Annotated in this window: 6 protein-coding genes and 1 tRNA gene; 5 read left to right on the forward strand and 2 right to left on the reverse strand. The window is 63.7% G+C overall.

All coding sequences use genetic code 11. From position 1 onward, the window contains the following. The first annotated feature begins 11 nt into the window (after positions 1 to 11). The 5 genes from BZF59_RS05665 (at position 12) to BZF59_RS16345 (ending at position 20,007) form a co-directional block, all read left to right on the forward strand. On the forward strand, positions 12 to 10,691 hold the full coding sequence (locus tag BZF59_RS05665) for a hypothetical protein (RefSeq protein WP_086607270.1): 10,680 nt from the start codon (positions 12 to 14) through the stop codon (positions 10,689 to 10,691). After that, complete coding sequence (locus BZF59_RS05670) at positions 10,688 to 17,656, forward strand: hypothetical protein (protein ID WP_143738103.1); 6,969 nt, start codon at positions 10,688 to 10,690, stop codon at positions 17,654 to 17,656. Before BZF59_RS05665 ends, BZF59_RS05670 begins: the two co-directional genes overlap by 4 nt. A gap of 59 nt (positions 17,657 to 17,715) precedes the next feature. After that, positions 17,716 to 19,131 carry a hypothetical protein gene (locus tag BZF59_RS05675; protein WP_086607272.1) on the forward strand — a complete coding sequence of 472 codons (1,416 nt, stop codon included), beginning with the start codon at positions 17,716 to 17,718 and terminating at the stop codon, positions 19,129 to 19,131. 261 nt (positions 19,132 to 19,392) lie between these two features. After that, positions 19,393 to 19,521, forward strand: coding sequence for a hypothetical protein (locus tag BZF59_RS16480; protein WP_281251637.1), 129 nt, complete (start codon positions 19,393 to 19,395; stop codon positions 19,519 to 19,521). A 201-nt stretch (positions 19,522 to 19,722) separates the two neighbouring features. Beyond that, positions 19,723 to 20,007, forward strand: a complete 285-nt coding sequence (locus BZF59_RS16345; RefSeq protein ID WP_143738104.1) for a hypothetical protein — start codon at positions 19,723 to 19,725, stop codon at positions 20,005 to 20,007. Positions 20,008 to 20,135: 128 nt separating this feature from the next. On the opposite strand, the gene BZF59_RS05685 is transcribed toward BZF59_RS16345, so the two are convergent. Together BZF59_RS05685 and BZF59_RS05690 are read right to left on the reverse strand one after the other, a co-directional pair. After that, the gene (locus BZF59_RS05685; protein ID WP_086607274.1) at positions 20,136 to 21,620 is read right to left on the reverse strand and encodes a hypothetical protein; all 1,485 of its coding nucleotides are present in this window, start codon (positions 21,618 to 21,620) and stop codon (positions 20,136 to 20,138) included. A gap of 247 nt (positions 21,621 to 21,867) precedes the next feature. Then, positions 21,868 to 21,944, reverse strand: a tRNA-Met gene (locus BZF59_RS05690). Positions 21,945 to 22,065 lie beyond the last annotated feature (121 nt).

Below are 22,065 nucleotides of genomic sequence, written 5' to 3' on the forward strand. Positions count from 1 at the left end.
GGGGGCAGGACATGATTGACCACGCCTTCGTCGTCGAGCACCTCCCTAAAGAGGGCGATCCGGCCGGCGTGTTGGAACTGGCGCTACGCCTGTCGGATGCCTCGGGCGCGCTCTCGCTGACGGTGCAGGCGGGCAGCAAGAGCGCCTCGTTCGAAGTCGAGGAAGACGAGGGAGACGGCGCCTGGCGTATCGCGGATGCGGGCCGGGATGCGTTCGCCCAGCTGGGCCTGATGGGGTTCAAGCCGCACGCAAATGCCACACTTGCTGCCGTGCGCATCGTCGTGCGCCAGCCACCGGCGGGCGGCGACTACACCTGCGACCACCCCTATTTCGCGCTGTACCTGGACTGGACAATCGATGCCCAGACCAAGGGCGCATGGACCTTTCCCAGCGGCCAGTTGGGTGCAGAGGTGGACGCCCACCTGACGCTGACAGCGGGCATTTCGTGCATTTACGAGCCCGCGCGGACGCAGGCGATCGGCGCACGGGCGCTGCAACTGCGGCTGGACCTGGATTTCATCGCCTGCAGCACCGGCTGGTTCCCGCTGCCGCTGGTCGAACTGGGGCGCTGGCCGGGCGATATTCGCGGCCTGTTCGCCTGGCTGGGCGGCTTGCTGCAAGACTTGCCCGACCCGCCCGATTTCCCGGACTTGCCACGCCTGCCGCCGTGGAACCTGTCCCTGCCACTGCGCGCGCGCCTGCCGTTCGGCATCCGCTTCCGCGAGGCCTACGTCATCCTGAGCCAACCCACGGCTGGCGCAGGCAAGGTGATCCAGGCCCGCGCCCACAAACCGGTGCTGGAATGGAAGCTGACCGGCGGACAGTATGAGTTCTCCGACGTCGACCTGGCGCTGACCTACGACGCCGGAACCGGCAAGTACCAATACACTGCCACCCTGTTCGAAGCGAAGTATCCGCGCGAAGTCGATCCAGCCCCGACCGAGCCCGATGCCATCAGCCTTCCCTTCGGTGCGCTGGAGCTGCGTGCCTCGGCATGGCGGCTGACAGCAGGCATTTTCGGCAACGACAAGGGCGCCTGTCCGGAACTTGTGCTGGAAGCCGGTGACGTTTCGCTTACGTCATCGCTGTGGTCTGCCGAAGAGCCGCTGTGGCAGGCAGATGCCCTGCGACTGCACCTGCGCGATATGACCCTGCTGACCTGTCCGCAGGAATTCCAACTGTTCGCCAATGCCGATTCCGAATGGCGCGTTCGCTATCAGAAGCCGCATCACACAGTGGCCAAGTACAGCGAGGCAAAGGCCCCGGAACCACCCCCTGACGAAGATCCGGACAGCGAGTTCCCGCTTGAGTTCATCAAGGGCCAGTTCGATCTCGAAGGCCACCTGTTGGTGGCCTGGCGCCAGCAGAGCGGTGCCCTGCTGGACAAGTTGGCCAGCATGGTGCCGGGCCTCGTTCCCGAGCAGGCCGGTCCTTCCACACCCGGTGACAAAAAGGTGGTGGCGCTGGAGGTGGCGCGCTTCGGCGGTTCCGGCGGCGATGACCTGCAAGCGCGCATCGAGTGGTTCGACGAGACGGCGCCCGCGCCCGCAGCCGAGCCTCGGGCCGCGCCTTCCGCCAATCCGCCGGCCCTTGCGCTGGACGAGCACTGTTCGGATACACTTGCCAGCGGCGCAGTCCTCCTCACCCTGCCAAAGCCGGCCAGCGGGTCCACCGCTCCGCTGCCGGTCAAGCGGGCCGCCTATCGGCTTGACCTGCCCTTGCTCGACATTCGCATTGCCGAGCCGCAAGCACGCTCGATCCTGTTCTACAAGCCGGCGGGGGAGCAGCCGGTGCTGTCGTTGCTGCACCTCTACGGCGGGGGAACGGAAGCAGCGCCCGTCCCGGTGGTCCACGCGGCCATCGACCTGTCGATGGGCGATGGCGACCAGCGCGAATTGCTGCCGACCGCCCCCAAGCCCGATGCCGGCCAGCCCCCCGCCCCCCGCAAGGAGCCGCCGTTCTTGGAACTGGGCCTGGCTGCGCGAGCGGACAAGGTCGCCCTGGCCGTGACCAGCTGGCAACTGGGCAAGCACCCCAAGGTCCTGCGCGCCTATCGCAATGCCCTGCCGTTTGTGCCGTTGCTGGCCGATCTGCACACCGATAACCAGAATTGCACCGACCTGCCGAAACGGCCCGCCCCGCCGGTGCCGCCGCTGCGCCTGCACCCGGGCTATTTCGGATCGCCCAACCCGCTGGTGGGCGATCAGTGGCAGCTGTCGATCCAGGCCGCAGTAGAGCGCAGCCTGCGTTCGCTGCTGTCGTCATCCGACAAGGCCGGCTTCCCGATTTCCTTCAAGATCACAAGTATCTGCTGCGATCTGGAGGCGGGTGCCCCCGCCGACAATACGTTCCTGCCGCCACTACTGGTCAACGCGCAGCTTACCATCCAGGCAGATATTTTCGGCGATGCCGAGCAAGAGGATATCAGCTGCGATGCGCAGTTCCGCTTCGACCCATCGGACATGTCGCTCACCCTGGAAAAGGGCGGCGGGTTCGACATCAAGAGCAAGCTGGAGCAGGTGCCCGCCTGGGCCACGCGCATGGGCTTCCCCGAAAAGCCTGGCGACTACCAATATTCGCAGGAAATCGACCTGCTGGGCCTGAAGGCGACCTTCTATCGCCCGATTCCGGAAGAGCAGGACGCCAGTGGCAAGGCCGCCTTCCTCACCCTCGACCTGACCGGCGGCAAATTCGAAATCGCCTTGGCAGAGGGCGTCAACGCCGTCCTGCGATACGAAGATTTCGGCGATGAACCGCTGACCTTCGATGTCGACCACTTCCGTATCGGCCCCGGCGGGTTCGATATTGCTGCAGCGCTGAAGACCGCCAGCGTGAAGCTGAAAGGCCTGTCCAACAGCTTCACCCTCAGCAAGGCGCGGCTGCTGGTCACCAACAGCGTGATGCGCCGCCTTACGATTGGCGGTGAAGGCAAGCTGCCGGATATCCTGGCGCGCACGCCGGTGAAGGTAAGCTTCACCCTCTCGCAGGGCAAGAAAGGCGGCGCGATCCGGATCGACGATGCCTATTGCGAATTGCAGGAGCCGGGCAAGCCGATCGAAACGCAGGACCTGCGCTACGTCTTCAAGATCGACGCCCTCTCGCTGCGCTACCTGCGCGAAGGGGAACAAGGCCGCCATTGGTTCTTCGAAATTTCTGGCAGCGCGACGTTCAAGCCGGGGGCAGATGAATTTACCAGCGGGTTGCTGGAAAACCTCGGCTCCATCTCGGTGGAATTCGTGCGTGCCCCACTGAGCGACGAGTTCGCCGATCACCTGGAATTTATCGTCGAGCTGAAGACGCCGAAACGCTTTTCAGTGTTCGGCCTATTCGAGATGGAGCTGCGCTCGTTCGGTTTCGCGCCCATGCACGATTTCGATAGCGGGAAGAATAGAAAGCCGGCCATCATACTGGGCGGACAATGCGAATTTGCCGACAGCGGTGACGTTATCTCGGCAGAAATCGATTTTCACCGGCTCTACCTCGGCATGCCGAAGGACAATGAGAACGTACCCCAGATCGAATTCGGCAAGCTGACGGTTACCATTCGCAGCGATGCCGGGTACGAGATCAGCGGTTCGGTGGATTCGCGCGACGACGAGACTCAGAAGGGCTTCATCGGAAGCGGCAGCTTGGCGATCCCGGGCTTTCCCCACATCGCTGCGGCATTTGCCTTCATGCGCATCCGCGAACCCGGCAAGCCATGGCGGCGCGCGTGGTTCATCGCAGTGGAGGGTGCCGGCCTGTCCTACCAGCTTGCGCCCTTGCCGATCTACCTGCGGCAGGCGGGACTGGGCTTCGGCTATCGCATGACCTTGCCGTTGCTGGCCGAACGGCCCAGCACCGTTCCGGCACTGAAGGACTATCTGCTCAAGGCGCTCGACCAGCACTACACGCTGGCTAAGCCGGAGAGCTGGGTTACCAAGTATGACGGCACCTGGGCCGTCGCGCTTGAAGGCGTCTTCACGCTGGGAACGGCGCAAAAGGACCCAATCAAGTACGACGCCGAGAAGGAAGCGAAGCTGCGCACCGTGATGGTGCAGGCGCTGGCGGCGATGGACAAGGATGGCCTGGTAGCGGGCGCCAAGTTGTGGCTGCCGGTTTCTTACCAGGATTTCCGCAGCAAGCCGGAGATCCTGCAGCGCCCGCTGGCCAAGGGCTTCCTCAGCTTCTCGCCCAGCCAGCAGCGGCTGCTGGCCTTCGCCCGCAAGGAAAATAACGCCTACTACGGTCCAGAGAAGGACCCGCTGACGCAGCTCTTTCGCACCATACTGGAACCGGTGCAGTGGCAGGCGGCCGTGCTGGCAGAGCCGGGGCGGCTGCGCGGTGAAATCGGCTGGAAGGACCGGCTGGTCTACCGCATCAAGCTGGGCCCGCTGGACCTGCAATGCCGCGGCGGCATACTGTACGCGGTGGAGCAGGGCCACGCGGTCTACGGCGTCTATTTCTCCGCGCGGGGCGGCCTGGGCCTTAGCGCCAAGGCGGGCGGGCGAAGCCTGGGCATGGAGATTTCCGCGCAGGCCGATGTGCGGTTATCCGCGCAATTGATGTTGGCGCAGGACCTGCGCAATCCGCTAACCGGCACCAACGTTTACGCCCGTACGTCGTTCGATGTGAACGTGCGTTTCTCGGTCAGCGCGTGGATGCGCATCAAGGCCGGGTTCGTGAAAATCACGATCCGGATCGGGTTCTCCGTTTCCTTGCAGATCCTTGTCGCGCTTGAGCTGGGTTTTGTAGACGGACGGGAACTGGGCTTCAAAGGCCGCGCCACTGTCTCGATTAAGGCTTTCGGACGCCGCTTGCGGGTGGGCGTGCACGTGGGCGTGAACGAAGACGCGGTCGACAAAGCGCGCAGCAAGATGGCCAGGTTCACGCACTCCATGCTGGACCCGGTTGGCAGGCCGCCATCGGATACGGCAGCCTCTGCGCTGCTTGCCGACCCGGCGGTGATCGAAGGCACGGCGCGTCTGCTCTCGTCACCGACGGCAGTGAACATCTATGCCGCGAGCACCGACGGTGAAAGCGCCAACGCAGATGCCGAATATGCGGTCGCTACCATCGAGACCAGGCTGACCGACGGCACGCCAGCCTGGCTGTTGTGGATCATGCCGCTGCCAGCGCAAGACGGCGCGGCGCTGGGCTTCTACCCCCTGCCCCCGCAAACCGAGAATGAAGCCAATCCGCCGGTATGGGCGACAATCACCAACCTTCAGGCACAGCCCGATTCATCACTCTACGCCATCTCTCCAAGCTCCCAGGAATGGGAAGAAGTCACTGGCGATACGCACAATATCATCTGCCGCGACAGGGCTGTGCTGCCCGTTCAGGGCGAGAACGATGCACCTGGCCCTGATCTGGATGGTGGCAAGCTTGAACTGCGGCGCATGATCGCTGGCTGCTACATGCCAAAGGACCGCGAAGCGAAGAGCTTCCCGTTCGAATTCACCGGCAAACAGACAGATCTTGAAGCGCCGGCCAGCGACATCGCCGCGTCGCCCGAGGATCAGCTGTCCGACAGCCGTTTGGGCAATGGTCCGCGCTTCGAACGGCAAGCGCTCGATACCAACGATCCTTTCGACCAGGCACTGGCCGCGGCGATCGAGCAAGACGAAGCCGATGCCGTCGACGAAGGCCCGGACTTCACCTTGACCGACAAGCAATGGCAAGACGCGGCACTGGGCAACCAGGGTTTCCTGCTCAAGCAGTTCCAGCAGGATATCGACGAATACCGCCGCGCAGGCGCCATAGACGTGAGCAAGCGACTTGAGGCAGCTGCGGGTTCGACGGCCACGGTGTGGCACAGCGGCATGGTGCTGCTGGCGACCGGCGCGCTGCCGGCCTGGGTGCGGGATCGCGAACACCATGTCGACGCCACGCCCGAGATCAGTTTCCTCGAAAGCCCCGCAAAGGGTGGCAAGCTGCGCCCCATAGTGGAACCCGAAAAGGCACGACTCGATGGGAACAACGTCCGCCTGGCCAGCCCCCCGATCGCCCATTTCGACGAGGAAACTTTCGCCTTGTCGTGGCAACTCGACTGGACCGATGGCGAGGGACCTAGCGCGGCACCCGGTATCGGCACGGATGTCGAAAGCTTCGTCAGCCATTACAGCATCGAACTGTACCCGCTGGGCGGCGCGGCGGGTGCCTCGCGGCCGCTGTTTCAGCGCGAAGTCCTGCCCTCAGTGCTGCTCGTATCCTCGAAAGATGGGAAGGAACCCGGCAAGGAGCTGAAGACGCCCTACAGTTTCACCATCCGGACCGAGGAATTGTTTGGCCGCGATGGCAGCAACGGGCAGCAGCTGGCACAGGTGTTGGCCGTGGTCACACCGCACGGCCAAGCGGGCGAGGTGGGCGAACCCTTCACCATCGTCGCCAGGCTGGAGCCGCGCCTCACGCCGCTGCCGCCCGATGCGCCCGAACTGCTGCTGACGTGCGAACTCGCCGAGGATGAGCCGGACAAGGACGTGTTCGTTGCCCGGCTCAAGTGGCAACGGCCGCCCTTGCCCAATCAGCAAGGTATTGCAGCAACCACCCATTGGGAACTGGTCTGCCGCAAGCTGGCACACGTGCCACTGGGCCATTACCCGCAAGCCGGATCGGCAGCGCAGGACGGCACCGGCAACATCGGCGAGGACCCCAGCCCCCGCCCGGGGGACCTCTGCCTGCGGTTTGAAACCAAAGCCGCGGACGAGACGGCCGGTGGCAACGTCAGCTGGACCTTCCCCCGAGCGGATGCTGACGGGACTTCCGATTGGCGCGATCACGAGGGTCGGCCGCTGGCGGGCACCGAACAGAAGGCGCTGCGGGATTCGCTGGTCAATCGCGATAGCGCAGCCAAGAGCGGTGGCCACGCGTGGCAGCTGTTCCTGCGCGCAATCACCGTACGCGAGATTTCGGGCAAGGAACATGCCGCCGCATCCAGCATGGTGCCGCTGGAGATGTACGCAGGGCCGGAGGACACGACCGCCGCTGCAACCGATAGCACAACGCGCGTGCAGCTGGATCACTTCGAATGGCCGCAACGCCTGTCCGGCCCGGTCCTGTTCCGGCCACAGGTAGAGGCCGGCACCATGCTGGTGCCCTTCATAAAGGACGAGGGCAAAGAGGGTTCCGGCCTCTCGATCGACTATATCGAGGCTACCAGTGACGAACGGGTCGTGTCGGCCAGCTGGTGTGGCTACATGCCGCTGGGCGCAGCGTCGGATAACGTGCCGCTGACCGCCTTTGCGGGCTTCCGCCTGATGGAAGCGAGCGAAGACGGGCTGGATAACCTTGATCATGCCGAGCGTTCGGCAATTGACCGGGCACGGGAGATTGCCGTGTTCGACGCCGTCGACCCCGCCATCGCTGCCGCTACTCCGCAAACCCTGGGTGCGACACAGGATTGGCAAGCCTGGTATCCCGCGCAGCACAGCCTGATCGGTTTTCTGGCTGGCAAGCGCGCGCGCGGGGACCGTCGACCGCTGCCAGACGCCTCTCGCTCGTGGTATTCGTGGAGCGATGCGGAGCTTGTATGGCCGGCACCCGGTCCGGTCGATGCTGCGGAAGAAGACGAAGGCGACAACGAAGCCGGCTATGCGCAGCCCGAGTTGCACCAGTTCCTCACCAAGCTGGTCAAGGCGCTGCGGGCCGAACTGGGCGACGATATTGAGCTGGTGGTTTCCGCCGGCCTGCCGGACAAGGACCACGGCAGCCACAGCGCCTGGCTGAAAGACGGCAACCTGCCCGAACTTGACCCCTATGGCTGGGCCTCGCTGTGGTACCTAGGACTGGCGCGAGAACTGTCCGCACGCAAACGTCACACCCTCCAGCCGATTGCGGCAAGCGAACTGTTGCATGCCTGCGAGGAATGCGCGCAGACACTGGTAAAGCAGTATCCGGAGCTGGGACCGCACCTGATGCTGGATATTCCGCTCCGTGCAGATGCCGGGGCGAGCGCCTCGGCCAGCGCCCGGTCGCTTGATGATCTCGCGCTTGACCGCGTGCAGCTGGCCTTGCGCCCGACCATTCGCCCGACCCATGCCTACCTGCATGCCCGCTTGCCGCAGATAGCAGCCTTGCCGCCGCCGAATGATAACGACACCTCCTTCGCGGTGCAGTTCCTGGGCGTAACGGTAGACGAAACACTGTTGCAACGCGCGGCCGAAACACTTCAAGTTGAAACGATCTCACTGGCCCACCTCACTTTCAACCAGTTGCGCGCAGTCCTGAAAGAACTGAAGCGCGATCCTCAAGGTGGGCCGGAGAGCCTCCGTCAAGGTCCCGCTGCAGAGATCCTAGTGAAGGCGCCAATGCAGACCGAAGGCGGCGGAACCGCGGATCTGCATTGGCTCAAAGATGCGCTCGAGACGGATTGGCCGACGGCGGATAGGCACGACGAGGACAAGCCAGCGGGACCTTCCGTTGTGGAAGGACTGGTTGTGTCCATCCTCGACCGGCCACTTTCTCTGGTCGCGGCAAACAGCGCTGAAACCGGGTCCGGAATGGAAGGCGATTTTCCGCTCTGGCCGCATGGCCGCTTCGCCTCTGCCCCCGACAATGGCAGCAACGCCCCCGACGAGTTGTACCGCTACTTCGGACTGGAACCCTCGCCTGACAACCCGCCAGAGGATTCCGAACACGCCAGGATCAACAAGGCATATCCTAACTGGGCACGCCGCTTCTTCAGCGTTGCGCCGCTCGATGCGGCCGCGCCTGCCCCTGCCGCATTCCGCTTTGAGGAGCGCAACGCTGCCACGGCCGCACCGCTGACCGGGGCCGTCTCGACGCTGGCCCCCAGTGCCGACGGGACCTTCAGCGTGAACCGCAAGCTCAATCTGCAATGGGCAACCACCCGCTCAACCTATGTCGCCGCCATCGGCCGCTATGATCGCCTGCTGGGAACCATGGCCGCCAATGGCGCGAACCGTGCAGAGGCAGCGCAAGTGCCGGAAGCCGTGACCCACTACTACCTCCCCCGCGTGCGCAAGGTGGAGCCGCCCCAGCTGCTCGGCGAACGGCTGGTCACCAGCGACGATGGGATCGGGCACCACGAGCTGGTTTTTGCGCTGCATGCAGAGGACGGGGCCCAGCAATCCAGCCTGACGCTGGCACGCAAGCTGGACTACCGCGGCGAAAGCTTTCTGCCTTCGCGCCATTTCGTCCACGAACCATGGGCCGCCCGGATCGTCGGCAACGCCGAGCCTCCGGAATTCTCGCAACCCAAGCACCCCGCGCGCACAGAACGGCTGAATTTCACCGCGGCCGATGCCAGCTTCCTGCTGGACATCCCGGCTGCCCGTTTCGGCGCCACCAGCCGGCTGTTCCGCTGCGAGCCCTACTTCTACGAAACCACCCTACGCTGGCATGCCAGTGCCGGATTGCGGCACTCCGCAATCATGGATGCGCAACTGGCGCGGCCGGCATCCGGGTTGTCGCAGACGCAGGACATCACGCTGAGCCGGGCGGAGCCCGCTCGCACTGCTTTCGAGAGCCCATTCACGGCCGTCAATGCCCGGATCGCCTGCTGGCTGGAGGAGCTGTCGACACTGGGAGGCAACCTGTCGCTGGCGGACCATTTCAGACGCGAAGCGGTTCGCCTCATGGTTCGTTTCCCCCGTTACTTCGAAAGCCTCGACGATGCAGGCGAGCGGGCGCAGGAAGATATATACTTGGGCTATGGCCGCTTACCGGACTACGAAGCTCGGCTGACGCTGACGCTGGACGTTTCCGACAACGCCCTGCCGCTGGCCATCGTCCATCCAGTGGCGGAGGGAGACAGCCTATTCGCGATCGAGGCGTGCAACAGCGCCAACTATGCCTGCACGCTGGAACAGCCCCAAACCGGCCAGTGGGACGCAGGCCTGCAGCTGTCGTGCACCATCGGGCAGGTCGGCGAGACCAGCAGCGCCAGTGTCGATGTGCCGGAGAGTTCGTTGGCGCGGGACCCTTCGCAAGAGGGTAGCGAAGCCGTATTTGCCGCAACGGCGTTGCCTGTCACGGGCAGGCTTGCGCTGCTTGCGCCGCTGGCCGCGCGGCTGGATCGCTACATTGACGAGGCGGGTGCGAAGCAACTGCGGCTGGTCGAGGTGGGCAGGCTCGCCCTTGAGAATCTTCGCCCCCTTACCCGGGCGGGCGGCACTGACGGGCCAATCAATCAGAACAATCTTGCCGTCGCCCTGCGCATGATCTTCGACGGCGAGCGCAAGGCCGCCGCGCTGGCTGCAACCCATGGTCTGCCGGACATACCGATTGGCGGGATCGAATCGGACCTTTGCACCGCCATCGAAAATGCGCCCGCAGCAGCGCTGCGCATGCTGGATGATACTGGTCTCAGCCAGCCCTTGTGGAATGCCTGCGCTGCGGCAGGATTGGATCTGTGGGCGCTGGATGCGACGGCCGGGCCATACTGGACGCGATTGGCCGAGCGGCCCACCAGTGCAATGGCGGTCATTGCCACCGTGGGTAGCCCGGATGATGGCTGGCATGCGGCCCTTGACCAGTTCCTGGCGCTGGCCTTGGCAGTGACCGCCCAGCCGCGGCTGGGCAGCGCGACCATCCTCGCCCGCTCGCGGCAGGCAGGGGACGCGGCTGCCAGCCTTTTCCCCGGCGTCCTGCGGATGCAGGCAAGGGCGGCGATGGCATCGCAGCAATTCTCGGTCTGGGTGCAGAAGAGCAATTACCGGCAAGTGCAGTGGGGGAGGCGCGAGGCATGATCTTCAAGGTTCAGAAATGCCTGCTGCCGCACCTTTACGAGCGGAAGTGGCCGCGAGAGCGGTACTTGAAACCGAGTCGGAGCTCGGACATCGTTTACGCCTATCGTGATCCCCCGCCGCCGGGAACGGTACGCCTGTACGGTGCCAACTGGTCATTCATGCTAGTCGGAGAGCTCCAGTCGAAGGACCAGAAACCGGGCCACCACCGGTTCCTGCCGCGTGAGTTCTTTGCCCAGCCGCCAGCTACCTTCGGCGACTTCTACCAGAACGTCTTCGCCGTCGATGTCTATCGAAGCACGACGAGATACCCGGCGAACCCGTTCCACTATTTTCCAGTACCGGACTACAAGAAGAACGCGCAGAAGGTCAGGCGACACTCCACGTTGACCCTGCAACGCCTGCAAGGCAGCCGGATCAGGAACCCCAACCTCTACCAGCTCTCACTTGGCTGGCTGGAGGTTCCGGTGTTCGACAGCACCTCGCAACAGCAGGCGGTCGGTCGGCGCGGCCTGATCGACAAGCTTTGCCGTGCCCTTGGCCTCACACCGGAAGCGGGCAACGGCAGCCAGTCGATCTACCTCTACCCTGACGGCTTCTGCATCTTCGCCAGCATCGCGCTGCCGTGGCGTGACCTTACGGACCGGGTTTCGGGCTGGTTCAAGGTCACCGCGCGGACTTCCGCAGATGGCTCCGTGACGGGCGGGCTGGCCCTGTGCTTCGACAGCCACCTGCCCGGCAACGAAAATGGCGACTTGCTTGCAGGGTGGCAAAAGGCGGCCCGGGGGCTGGACAATGTTTTGCTCCACGATGCTTTGGGCGCCGAAATCACCAGCAGGCCGCAATGGTTGGACATTGCCCGCAACCAGACCGCCGATCCGCGCGAGTTCTTCTGGCCAGGGCGCTACACACCGATCAAGCTTGGCGACAAGTTGGTTGGCGATCTGGCTGACTTGGCAACCCTCTCGCGCCCGGCTGATGGTGAGGTGCAAGTCGGCACCAGCTACATCAAGGCCAGGTTGACCCCCGGGCGATCCGCGGCGCAGGCGCTCGCCAGCCTAGAGATTGCCGGGGGCGTGGTCTCGATCCGGAGGAGAGACGGCGCCAGCGAAATCGAAATCTCGGCTGGTGCGGCGGCGGGGCAAGGATCGCTTGCCAGCTTGTCCTACAGGTACTCGCGGCAACAGAAATCCGCTTCGGAAGACATCACTATCGCCGCTAGCGGCGACGCCGGGCAGCCGCTGGAGCTGGCCATTCCGCTGGTGGAGACGGCCAGCGCCCTGCGGCGCGAAGCGGGCCTGCCGCTGCGGGTGGTCGAAGCGGACGAACAGGTCGACCCTGTCGGCGCCTTGTGGACTTTCTCGCCGCTCGACAACGGGTGGCTGCACCTCCCTTTCCCCGATGCGACGCTGGCCGGGCTGGACCGGCTCCTGCGAGAGGATGATGCCGACGAGGCCACAATCACATCGGCACAGTCCGACGGTAGCGTTGCCGGCGGCATCCTGATGGGCAACGCGCGCAGCCTGCCAGGTTACGATGCCGGCCATCGCGAGTGGTCGCTGGGCGTGGTCGGCGGGCAACAGGGGTGGTTCAAGCTCAAACTCGTCAACCAGGCCGCCCAGGGTATGCCGCCGCATTGGTCCATCGCCGCTGCCTGCGCGGGACTGGTGGGCTGCTCGGTGGAGGTCGAGGGGATGCCGCTGGTCACGCCGTTCCGGCAAACCAGCGAACGCCTGCTGCCCGACCACGCCGAACGCGCCTTGCGCACGCGGGGGTTGCGAGCCACTTCGCCGCAGGACCTGCGCGGTATCGAGCGACGCATGTGGCAACACGCCGCCGAAGTCGAAGGCGACCCCGCGCGCCGCTTCGTGCGCGCCCGCGTGCTGTTGGACGCGCTAACAATCACCGCGCCGCAAAAGGCCGGGGCCGCGGTGAACCTGGAGGGAACGGTCGACCTCGATATCGCCATTCGGTCTGCCCACCCGCCCAAGCGGCCGGCCGAGACCGTCCCGCCGCAACTGCAACCGTGGCTGTGGGTCCGGCACGATCGCGCCGCGATGATGCAGAACCTGCCGCTGGCACGTTCCGGCGAAGCCGCGCGCATGCCCGGCGGGGAACGCGAACTGCTCCCGTTCGGCCCGCAAGCCAGCGGCAACAGCTACCGCTTGCGACTTGGCGAGGGCTGGCAAATGGACCGGCTGCACGCGAAGCTGGAGGATCACGAGCGCGCGCCCAAGTTCACATGCGCGCTGCTGGACGGCACCATCATCAGCGAACTGGGCATGGCCTCGCTCTCCCTGCCCAGCCTGTCGCTGTTTCCCGCCAGCACAATCGCCGATGACAAGCGGCTGGACCTACCCGGCCTCGGCTGGCCGGTCTCCTCGTCCGGCAACATTCGCGCCGGTTGCCATGCCGAGTTGCGGCACGACCTGGCCTGGCGCGACGAATATCACGCGCTGGCCCGGTTCGCCGCCGAAGACAGCGGCGATGCGACGGACGGCGCGGCCCCGGCCAGCGAGTCCGATGGGGCCTTCACCCCGTCTCCCGACAACTGCCCCGACCACGCTGCCACAGCCGCCTGGCGCGACCTGAATCGCTTGGCCGCCACTGCCGCGACTGACCGGCGGCATCTATTGCGCCGCGTCACCGGGGGCAGCGGCGGGTTCCTGCTCACCCACGATTTCGATGGCGGCTCGCAACTGGCGGGAGTTACGCTCGACCTTGCCCCCGTGCTGCAACCACCAAGTCAGCCAAGCCAGTTGGTCCGCGTCGGCCGGATTGCCCTTGGCAGCAATCCGCAAGGTGTGCTCGGCGGCTTGCCCGAAACCTCGGACATGCTCGGCCTTAACGGCACCTTCAACAACCATAGCTATCGCTTCGGCACCGCCGACCTGACGCTGGCCGATGGTGCTTTCACCGACCAGCTCGGCCAGCAATCGAAGGCAGCCGAGCTGCACGGAGCTTGCTGGGTGCGGTCATTAGGCGCCACCAGTCTGGTCTCGCTCGCCGCTGAGGCAGAGGCGCGGTTCGGCAATCAGACGCTGCGGTTCCATTTCTGCGACGTGCCCACGGGCGTGGCGGGAACGGCATCGCCCGCCACGTGGAACGATATCGGCACGGCCCAGCACGAAGGGCTGCGCTGGTGGATCGTCGGCAATGAAATGCCACCGGAATACGCCGGGGATGCCCCGCTGATCGCCTGCGAGGGCGGACTCTATTTCGAACCCCTGCACAGCGCCGCGCTGGAAGGCAGTGACGGAAGCCCGCTGACCTGGCGCATCGCTGGCCGAATGGGCCTGGTGCGCAACGGCCGCTTCCTGCCGCAGCTTGGCGCACAGAAGGACGACAAGATCGAACTGGTTGTGCAACAGTGGGCCAACGGCAGCTGGATCGCTTGGCTGGACTGTAATGCCACCATCAACCTGCCGCTGGACGTTGTCAGCGACAGTCCGGACCTCGCCGTGCCGCCCATTCTTGCGTGCAAGCTGACCACTGGCAGCAACGCGGAAACCGCCTTGTCGATCGGCGACGCCATGCTCCATTTCGACCTGTTCGGGGAACCGGCCACTGTCCCGCTGGCGGTGGTCGGCAGCCTGCAAGATGACAGGTTTGCCCTGCGCCACGATCCGACCCGCCCACCTGCGACCCCCGCCACCGATCCGCGTTTCAGCATTGCCAGTGACCTTGTCGCCGTTGCCGTTGATCGCGACCAGACCCGTATCGAACTGGCGTGGGCCTTCACCGCCGATCTCTCAGAAGGTGACCTGGCGGCCAGGCTGACCGTGACGGTCAACCATCCGGCATACCAGCCAGCCGGTACCCGGACTGCGAAACTGGTGCTGGGCGAATCTGGCGAAATGACCTGCTCGATTGCCGCACCAGCGGTGGAATTCCGCAAGGATGTGCTGGCGCTGGCCTGGCAGGCGGACCGCGGCAGCTGCAGCTTCGCCCCGGATTGCTGGCTCCGGCTGCTGGGGCAGGCGGATTGCGACGGGACGCTGGTGACCACGCTGGCAGCCAAGCGGCCTGATGGCGAAGCCGCGGCGGTCGAACTCGATGCCGAATGGCGGTTTACCCAGCCCGGTTCGCCGGTCCTGCGTATCAACGGATCGAACGGGAAACTGTCGCTCCATCTGCATGGCGGCCTGCAACTTGACGATGCGCGCCATGGTGCCGCGATCGCCTTTGGCGGCAGCAAGGTCGGCGCGCTGGGGGCGTCGGCAAGCGTGACCGCCCATGTCGTCCACCAGCTGGTATCGACCGATGGCGGCAAGGTGGCCTTCCCGGTGGTGGATGCAGCCCTGTTCGAACGGCAGGCAGATGGCAGCTGGATCCTCGATCTAAGCGCCAGCGCCATTGTCTATGCTCCCGGAAACGGCGACGCCTTGCTGTGCCAACTGGCGGCGCGGCGCCCGTTCGATCCCAAGACAGGCCGGCTTGGCACGCCGGTCAATTCGGCGGCCAGCTTCTGCGTCCCAATCCAGCCGGTAAGCAGCAGCAGCATGCGCGGTGCGCGGGCCCGCCTGGGGAAAGCGCTAGAAGTCGGTGAGAACAAGGAAGGGTGGACGGATCGCCTGCTTGCGGCTTCTGGCCAGGCACCACTTTACGTCAGCGCGCAGGCCGGCGAAGACCTTGGCGCGCTGTTCGCCATGGCCCACGACGGCAAACCGCTCGGTTCCATCGCGCTGGGCCTGCCACCGGCGTGGGACGACCGGCACGGTCCGCTGGACAACTTGCTGGACTACGTCCACTATGTTGCGGCGCAGTTGGACGAGATCGGCATCCTCGCCCCACCCACCGCTCCCGAAACGTTGGGAGGCAAGCTCGTCCGCGTGATCGGACCCGACGCGCATGGCGACCGCATCGTGGCCTATTCCAGCGTTGCAGGGGCCGAGCTGGCGCAGGACGTGGGTGATGCGAAAGTGCGGGCGACCTGGCTCGAACAGCTGTTCCTTGGCAATGGCAGCCGGTCGCGGGTGGCGGCCATTATCGAGGCAGGCAAGGACGGCACGCGCCGCTACTCCGTCCATGCCGGCAAGGTCGCCCGGCTGCGGCGCGCCTATAACTTCGGGAGTCCGTGGCAAGGTCACCTGCCGCAAGCAGCCGATCCGCGCCGGTCCGTCGACGGGTCAAGCATGGGGCTGGCCTTGCCCGCCGGTTATCGCGCCGTCGCCAGCCGCGCGCTGGACCTGTCCTACCGGGCAGACGACTACGGTGCCGAGCAGGCCGCAACCGAGACCAGCATTGCCGCCCATGCGCTGGAACGCAGCTGGACGCTCGAAAGCGGAGCCGCAGACCGGTTGTACAGCGTGGACGCGGGCTTCATGCTCGCCAGCCGACAAGCCATCGCGTTCCGGCCCCAGCAACCGCTGGGCGACAAGGATGGCCAGACCCGGCGGCTCACCCCGATGCTGGATGATGGCGCAGCGTCAGCCGCGGCGGCGGGCCTGGTGCCGTCGACCTTGCCGACCGGCCTCCTGCGCCAATTGCCGCGCGACCTGCCCAAAAGCCCCGCCAAGCGCGAACAGTTCTACGCACCTGCCGCCATGACCGAGCGCGACATTTCCGGTCGCGCAGGCGCCGCGCACACCCGTCGGCTGGGAATGCTGATCGGCGCCGCGTGGAAAGAAGAAGACAGCGTGCCACCGCTCGTCGTCGGCGAAACGCCGTTCTTCGGCCGTCTGCCCCGCCCGCCGGAGATCGCCACAGCGGATCGCTTGCGGGCAGACCAGTTCACGCCGCGCAATTTCACCGCCAGCAGCAATCCGTGCTTTGCCCTCTACGGCACGCGCGCCGCCTCTCCTTTTGCGCGGCCGCGCTCGGCAGCCCTGGGCCGCGAGCCGATGAGCGAACACTTGTGGAGAGGCGAGCTGCTGTCTCCCGCAGAAGGCGTGTTCTACCCGGCATGGGCCGGGCCGATCAGGTTCCGCATCACGCTGGCCGCAGGCACGCCGCATGCCAGTGCCCGCTGGCATGTGCAGGACGTCCTACTGAAACTCTCGGACAGGTCCTTCCCCATCGACCTTGTGAAGGTCAGACTCCTCGACGACGAATACGAGATCACGGTGCCTGCCGATTTCCTGCAGGCGCTGCAGAACCTCGAAGTGGCCGGCGAATGCCTGCTGCGACTGCAACTGGTTTTGCAGGAGGACGACGGCGGCGAAACCTACACCAGGATGGCGCGCGTGGTGTCCCTGCGCCTGCCGGTCAGCCCGCGAGGGGCGAAGGGGCCATTGCAGCCCGCCTATCTGCACTTCGAGGACCCGGCATTGAACGAAACGCTGCAATTGCCCTCCCGCCTGGCAGCGCGCCGCGCGATGGCCGCCGACCGGGAGAAGCTGCGCGCCGCTGACATGCTCACGCTGGCCTGGGTGGTCGATCCGCAGGCGGTGAACCTGACTGTCTCGCTGACCTATTTCAGCGCGCGGCGCGATGAGAAAGGGGAGGAAGGCATCGTGCTGGAGCCGGTCTCCGGCTGGCAGGTGGAGAGCGGAATCTGTGCGGCGCTGATCGATTGCGCCAGCCTGAAAGCTGCCCCGGGACAGCCGGAATTTAAGGGACTGCAGCGTGGCGGGGTGCTGGTGGTGTCAATCAACCAAACGAGCGCCCGGCGAACTGACCAGCAAGACGGCATTACCATGCGCTTCGAAGTGGTCGAGTCCTCGTTTCTGCCGCGCAACAAGGCGAGCTACGCACTGATCGCTCTTGCGACGGCAAAGCCCGACGGACCTCGTCTTTTCGCACCGCTATTCGTGCAGTCACCCGCTCCGACCAATTGCGACCTGCTCGACCCGCGCGACCTGTTGCAGGGCTTTGCCCGCTTCGTCGCGAACGAACGATGGACCTATTTCGTCCCGAGAACCAGGGCAGAGACAACACCGGCAGAGCGCTACGTCCTGCAGAAAATCTCACACGACGGGGGCACCTATCTGCCCCCACGTCTCGCAGATTGGACCGAACTCAGCTGAACATCGCGCCGACACGAAAGCATGGTCAGCGGCGATACTGATTAACAATGGGGGAAATTATGGGATTGATTGCAGACCTCGAAAACGCAGTGGGCAAGCCAATCGAAAAAATCTGCCCCAACCATTTTCACAACCACGCCAACAATCACTGCGCCCATTTTGTCAGTCATCTCGTCGGTCTGTCATTCACCTACAATTGCGTGGAATATCAAGGCGGGGCTGGCAAGCCCGGCAACATCCGCGTGCACGAGATCTTTGCGCAGTGTCCCTTGGTCGGCAACTTTTCCGATGCCGATCCCAGCCGCACCCAATTGGTCTTTGTTACGCGCAAGAACAATGTCGAGCTATCCCGCAAGTGGATGGGCAATATCCCTCAGAAACATGTCGGGGTGTACTGCAATGGACACGTGTATCACTACTCGAACACGGCTAATGCTGTCGCAAAATGGACACCCGAGAGGTTTTTGCAGGTGTTTCAGGACAACTACGCTGGCGACCAAGGCCTCTTCTTCGGCACTATTCCAGGCGAGAGCATAAAACTGGATGTCGACCTTACGGGTGCTACCGTGAACAAGGGCAAGGCTTTTGCTCTTCGCAAGGACGGCCGGGATTGGCATGCAAGGGAGTTGCACGAAGCTGCGGGTAGCGAATTCTTCATCGGACGCGAAGTGCAGCAGGCCGGACGGCAATACTACGGCATCCACCAGCCCGCGAGTATGCGCCACGGGCGCCGGTTCCGCGCTGCCGATCACTTGACTGACATCGATCACTGGGCGGTGCTGCTGGAACTTACGGGGCATTGCGAGAGCGACAACTATTTCAATCTGGTCAACACTTACGACCGGGCCAAGTTCACCTATGGTTTCTATCAGCTGGCCGCACACACGCCTAATGACAACTTCGTCCTGCTGCTGCGCGAACTACTGCGCCTGCCCAGCGCGAACAGCTACTTTCCGGAACTCAAACTGATCAATAGCCAGGTTCACTGCGTGAAGGACGACGGCAGTACCACCAACCTGGAGCAACCCTTTGGCGGTCAGTTGCAGTTCCTGATGAACTTTCTCAACCCACTCCGGGTGCCGATCGATTCGCAGGAAGTCCTGAACGCCGCGCGACTGATGCATTGGACTGCCGCCGACCCGCAGTGCCGCAAGGCACAGGTCCGGATCTCGGCAGAAATCCTTCAGCGCAAAATGTCGAGACTATACAGCGGCTGGTACAATCTCGACGGTGTCAGCGACGTGATTTGCGGGATCATCGCCGACATCCATCACCAAGGTCGTGGAAGCAAGACGACCGTGCTGGAGGCACTGAAACAGCCCGACCCGAGAGCAGCATTGTTGACAGTAAACAGTGCCAACTATGGATCGCGAAACCAACGTCTGGGCGACAAGATCGCCGAGTTCGAAGCGGCCGGTATGCTCGGCAAGAAGCACTACGACGCAGCCTCGAATGAATTTGTCACAAGTGCTTGAGAGAGTAAGACAGTTCACTCTAGGTTTCCCCGTGGCACTTTTGCGCGCGATGCTTGCTAGGTGCCAGTCTCTGCCGAGAAGTGTGTCGAAGTGGAGGGATTTGGGAAGCGTCCGCTATATTGATCGCAATTCAGTTCCAAAACCGAAGATTTTCTCCTCGGAGAGGATGGAGCGCACCGAAGCCGCTCTGCGAACCTCCTTGTGCGAAAGCGACGACCGGCTGAAGTCGCAGCGTCGCTTCGCATTCGATCGCGGTCTGTAGTGCGGACCTTGCACGTGGTGCGGATGCTCGATCCCGAGGCGCCTGTGCTGCGCGATGACGGACGAAACCTGATCGATACCATATTTCGACGCAAGTGCGGCTACTGCGAGACCTTCGCCACCGCATGAAACGACGGCGATATCGAGCATTACCGGCCAGAGAAGAGAGTTACCGAAGCAGATGAAGCGGGCAAAGAAGCACTCGGGCTACTGGTGACTGGCCATGCGGTGGGAGAACCTGCTGCTGAGCTGCCAGCACTTCGCAAACAGCTCATCATCCCGCCTGACGCAAGCCCACAGGAGAGAGGACATCCTGCGCCGAGGGCGTTGGTGGCTTCAGGCAAGCTGAACCGCTTTCCGGTCGAGAGCAATGCATGGGTGGTCGATCACCTCGCGGACGTGGCCAGCGAGAACCCTCTGTTGCTCAATCCGTGCGGGACGAATCCGGAGGATCTGTTCGGGTGGGAGTTCCAGCTGCCGCTGTCCACCGTCATAGCCCGGAACAATGACATACGCGCGGAACGCACGATCGATATCCTCGGCGGAGACGGATCCTCGCCCGCTTGCAACCAGTCTTGGATGCCGCGGATGACACAACCGCCCAGCTGCATCTGAACACCGTATTGAAGGATATTGAGGACCTAAAGACGAGTTGTGCGGCCGCCTAGCCATTTGCCGGGATGGCAAGGGGATTCTGTCGGGAACTCGAAGAAGAAGTAACTGGAGCCTTGCATTAGACGCCTTCAGGCGCCGGGTTTGCGCCCCAGGTCCAACGTGGCACGCAAGGCCCGAATGTGGAACGGCACTCGCTCCACGCCAGCTTCGACTGCCACCTTGGTATTCCAGTACTTGAGATGCGTGAACAGCCGCCGCTTGCGATCGGCTTCAGTCACGTCGGTCTCATCAGTGCATGGAAGCACCGATATGTCTTTGATTCCGCTTAGATACGAGCCATCATCTGCCTGAATTCCGAACACCTCGGCCACTGGGCCAGAGATCAGGTCGCCACATATGATGGCGGATCGCGGAGAATAGATATTGGTCCAGGTAGTAAAGGCGAACATTGCGGCATGGTGCGGGCGGCGCGGTGACCGCGGATCAGCATCGTCGCCGAAACTATCCAACGGTGAGGGGCGATAGGAGAAGTGGTAATGGGCATCGAAAGTCTTTGCATCGTACTCTAGGATTGGCGGGCACGATGGCAGTTCGCGCACGGCTTTAGCGCGCTCGAGCGCGGGGCGATCGCGGGCCATCAGGAACTCCGCATGAGTGAGCGGAGAGCCGATCGAAATAAAGTCGCTGACCAGCCAGCGGCTGCGATGTCGACGCGCCTCGTCAAAGACCTCACGCTGCAAGCGGCGATATTTAGTCGTCCATTCAGCGTCGCCGCCGGATTCTCGACCTTCGCGAATATGTTGTTCGAGCGCTGCGCGGCATGGCTGGAAGGTGACCGTGCCATCTAGCTGCTCCCCAAGCCGCGCAAATGCGTGCGCAAGGATGTCATAAGCGACGATCGTGCCAAGCGAATGGCCAACCACCAGGATCCGCTCATAATCGGCATCGCCCCATGTGCCGTCTTCTTTGCGCCCCATCAGGCTTTCGAGCAATTGCACCCCGTTTTCCCGTATGGCCTGCCGGATCGCGATATTCTCTGGCTTCGCCTGGACGTAGCGCACCACATCGCCCACGTGGCTCACCATTACCGCGATAATGCTGGAGCTGATTAATGCCACCGCGCCCAAGCCCAGCTTCGTCAGCGGCGCTGGTTCGGACGGTCCCGCGTCGACTAGGTCAAGGCCGAAGGCCAACACCGCCGTACCAACCACCAGCGTCAGCATGCAGAGAGCTATCCAAGTCGGCAAGATTGAACGTGGCACCCGCTTCCACGGATTGCGGAGTACCAGAGAGCCAAGCCACGTTTGCACCTGTGCCCAAGTCGTGCCGGTCACGCGGTACGCCCAATAGTATTCAAAGAAGTCGATCCGCGCTCCGCCGACGCTTTCCTCAGTGGTGATCCGGTTTAGCTCAAAACTGCGGTTCCGTGCGTCTGGCTTGACCCATGACGCGTTGTTCTGGCGGTTGAAGCTACCGGTGTCGGGATGAGGCTTGCCCTTTCGCGTCAGCGAAAGATCTGTTGTCCACGCGGCTTCAACAAACCCCTTGATGGTATCCATTGGCACCTGCTCGCCGATGCCGTGCATGATGATCACCGCTGTTTTCCCGCCCATCACACACTCCTGCCTCTCAGGTAACCTGACGAACGCGAAGGTGCCCGTTGAAGGTGTCGCAATCCAGCGGAAACTGCCCGCAAGAAATTCGCCTCAACTTGCGCATTTCGCCTCAACCAGCCCCTAGATCCCGTCAAAACGTCAATCGATACTCCCAAAGGCGCTTCCTAATTGCTTGCGGAAAGAAACACAAAAAGCCCCACTGGTAACAGTGAGGTTAAAAAATCATGGGTTTTCAATGATACGGTGGTTGCGGGAGTTGGATTTGAACCAACGACCTTCAGGTTATGAGCCTGACGAGCTACCGGGCTGCTCCATCCCGCGTCACCTTGTATGGCGTTCCTCGCTCATGCGACCTGAAGGTCGCGTCGCTGCGGGCGGCCAGCCGGCCTTGCGGTTCCTGCGGAACCGTTTGGCCTCTTCCAGGACCACTTGAGGGCCGGAA

The sequence above is a fragment of the Erythrobacter donghaensis genome, assembly GCF_002155425.1.
GTDB lineage: Bacteria > Pseudomonadota > Alphaproteobacteria > Sphingomonadales > Sphingomonadaceae > Erythrobacter > Erythrobacter donghaensis.

Coding starts and splice junctions, on each gene's coding strand:
- BZF59_RS05665 (WP_086607270.1), top strand. CDS start 12: ATGATTGACCACGCCTTCGTCGTCGAGCACCTCCCTAAAGAGGGCGAT.
- BZF59_RS05670 (WP_143738103.1), top strand. CDS start 10,688: ATGATCTTCAAGGTTCAGAAATGCCTGCTGCCGCACCTTTACGAGCGG.
- BZF59_RS05675 (WP_086607272.1), top strand. CDS start 17,716: ATGGGATTGATTGCAGACCTCGAAAACGCAGTGGGCAAGCCAATCGAA.
- BZF59_RS05685 (WP_086607274.1), bottom strand. CDS start 21,620: ATGGGCGGGAAAACAGCGGTGATCATCATGCACGGCATCGGCGAGCAG.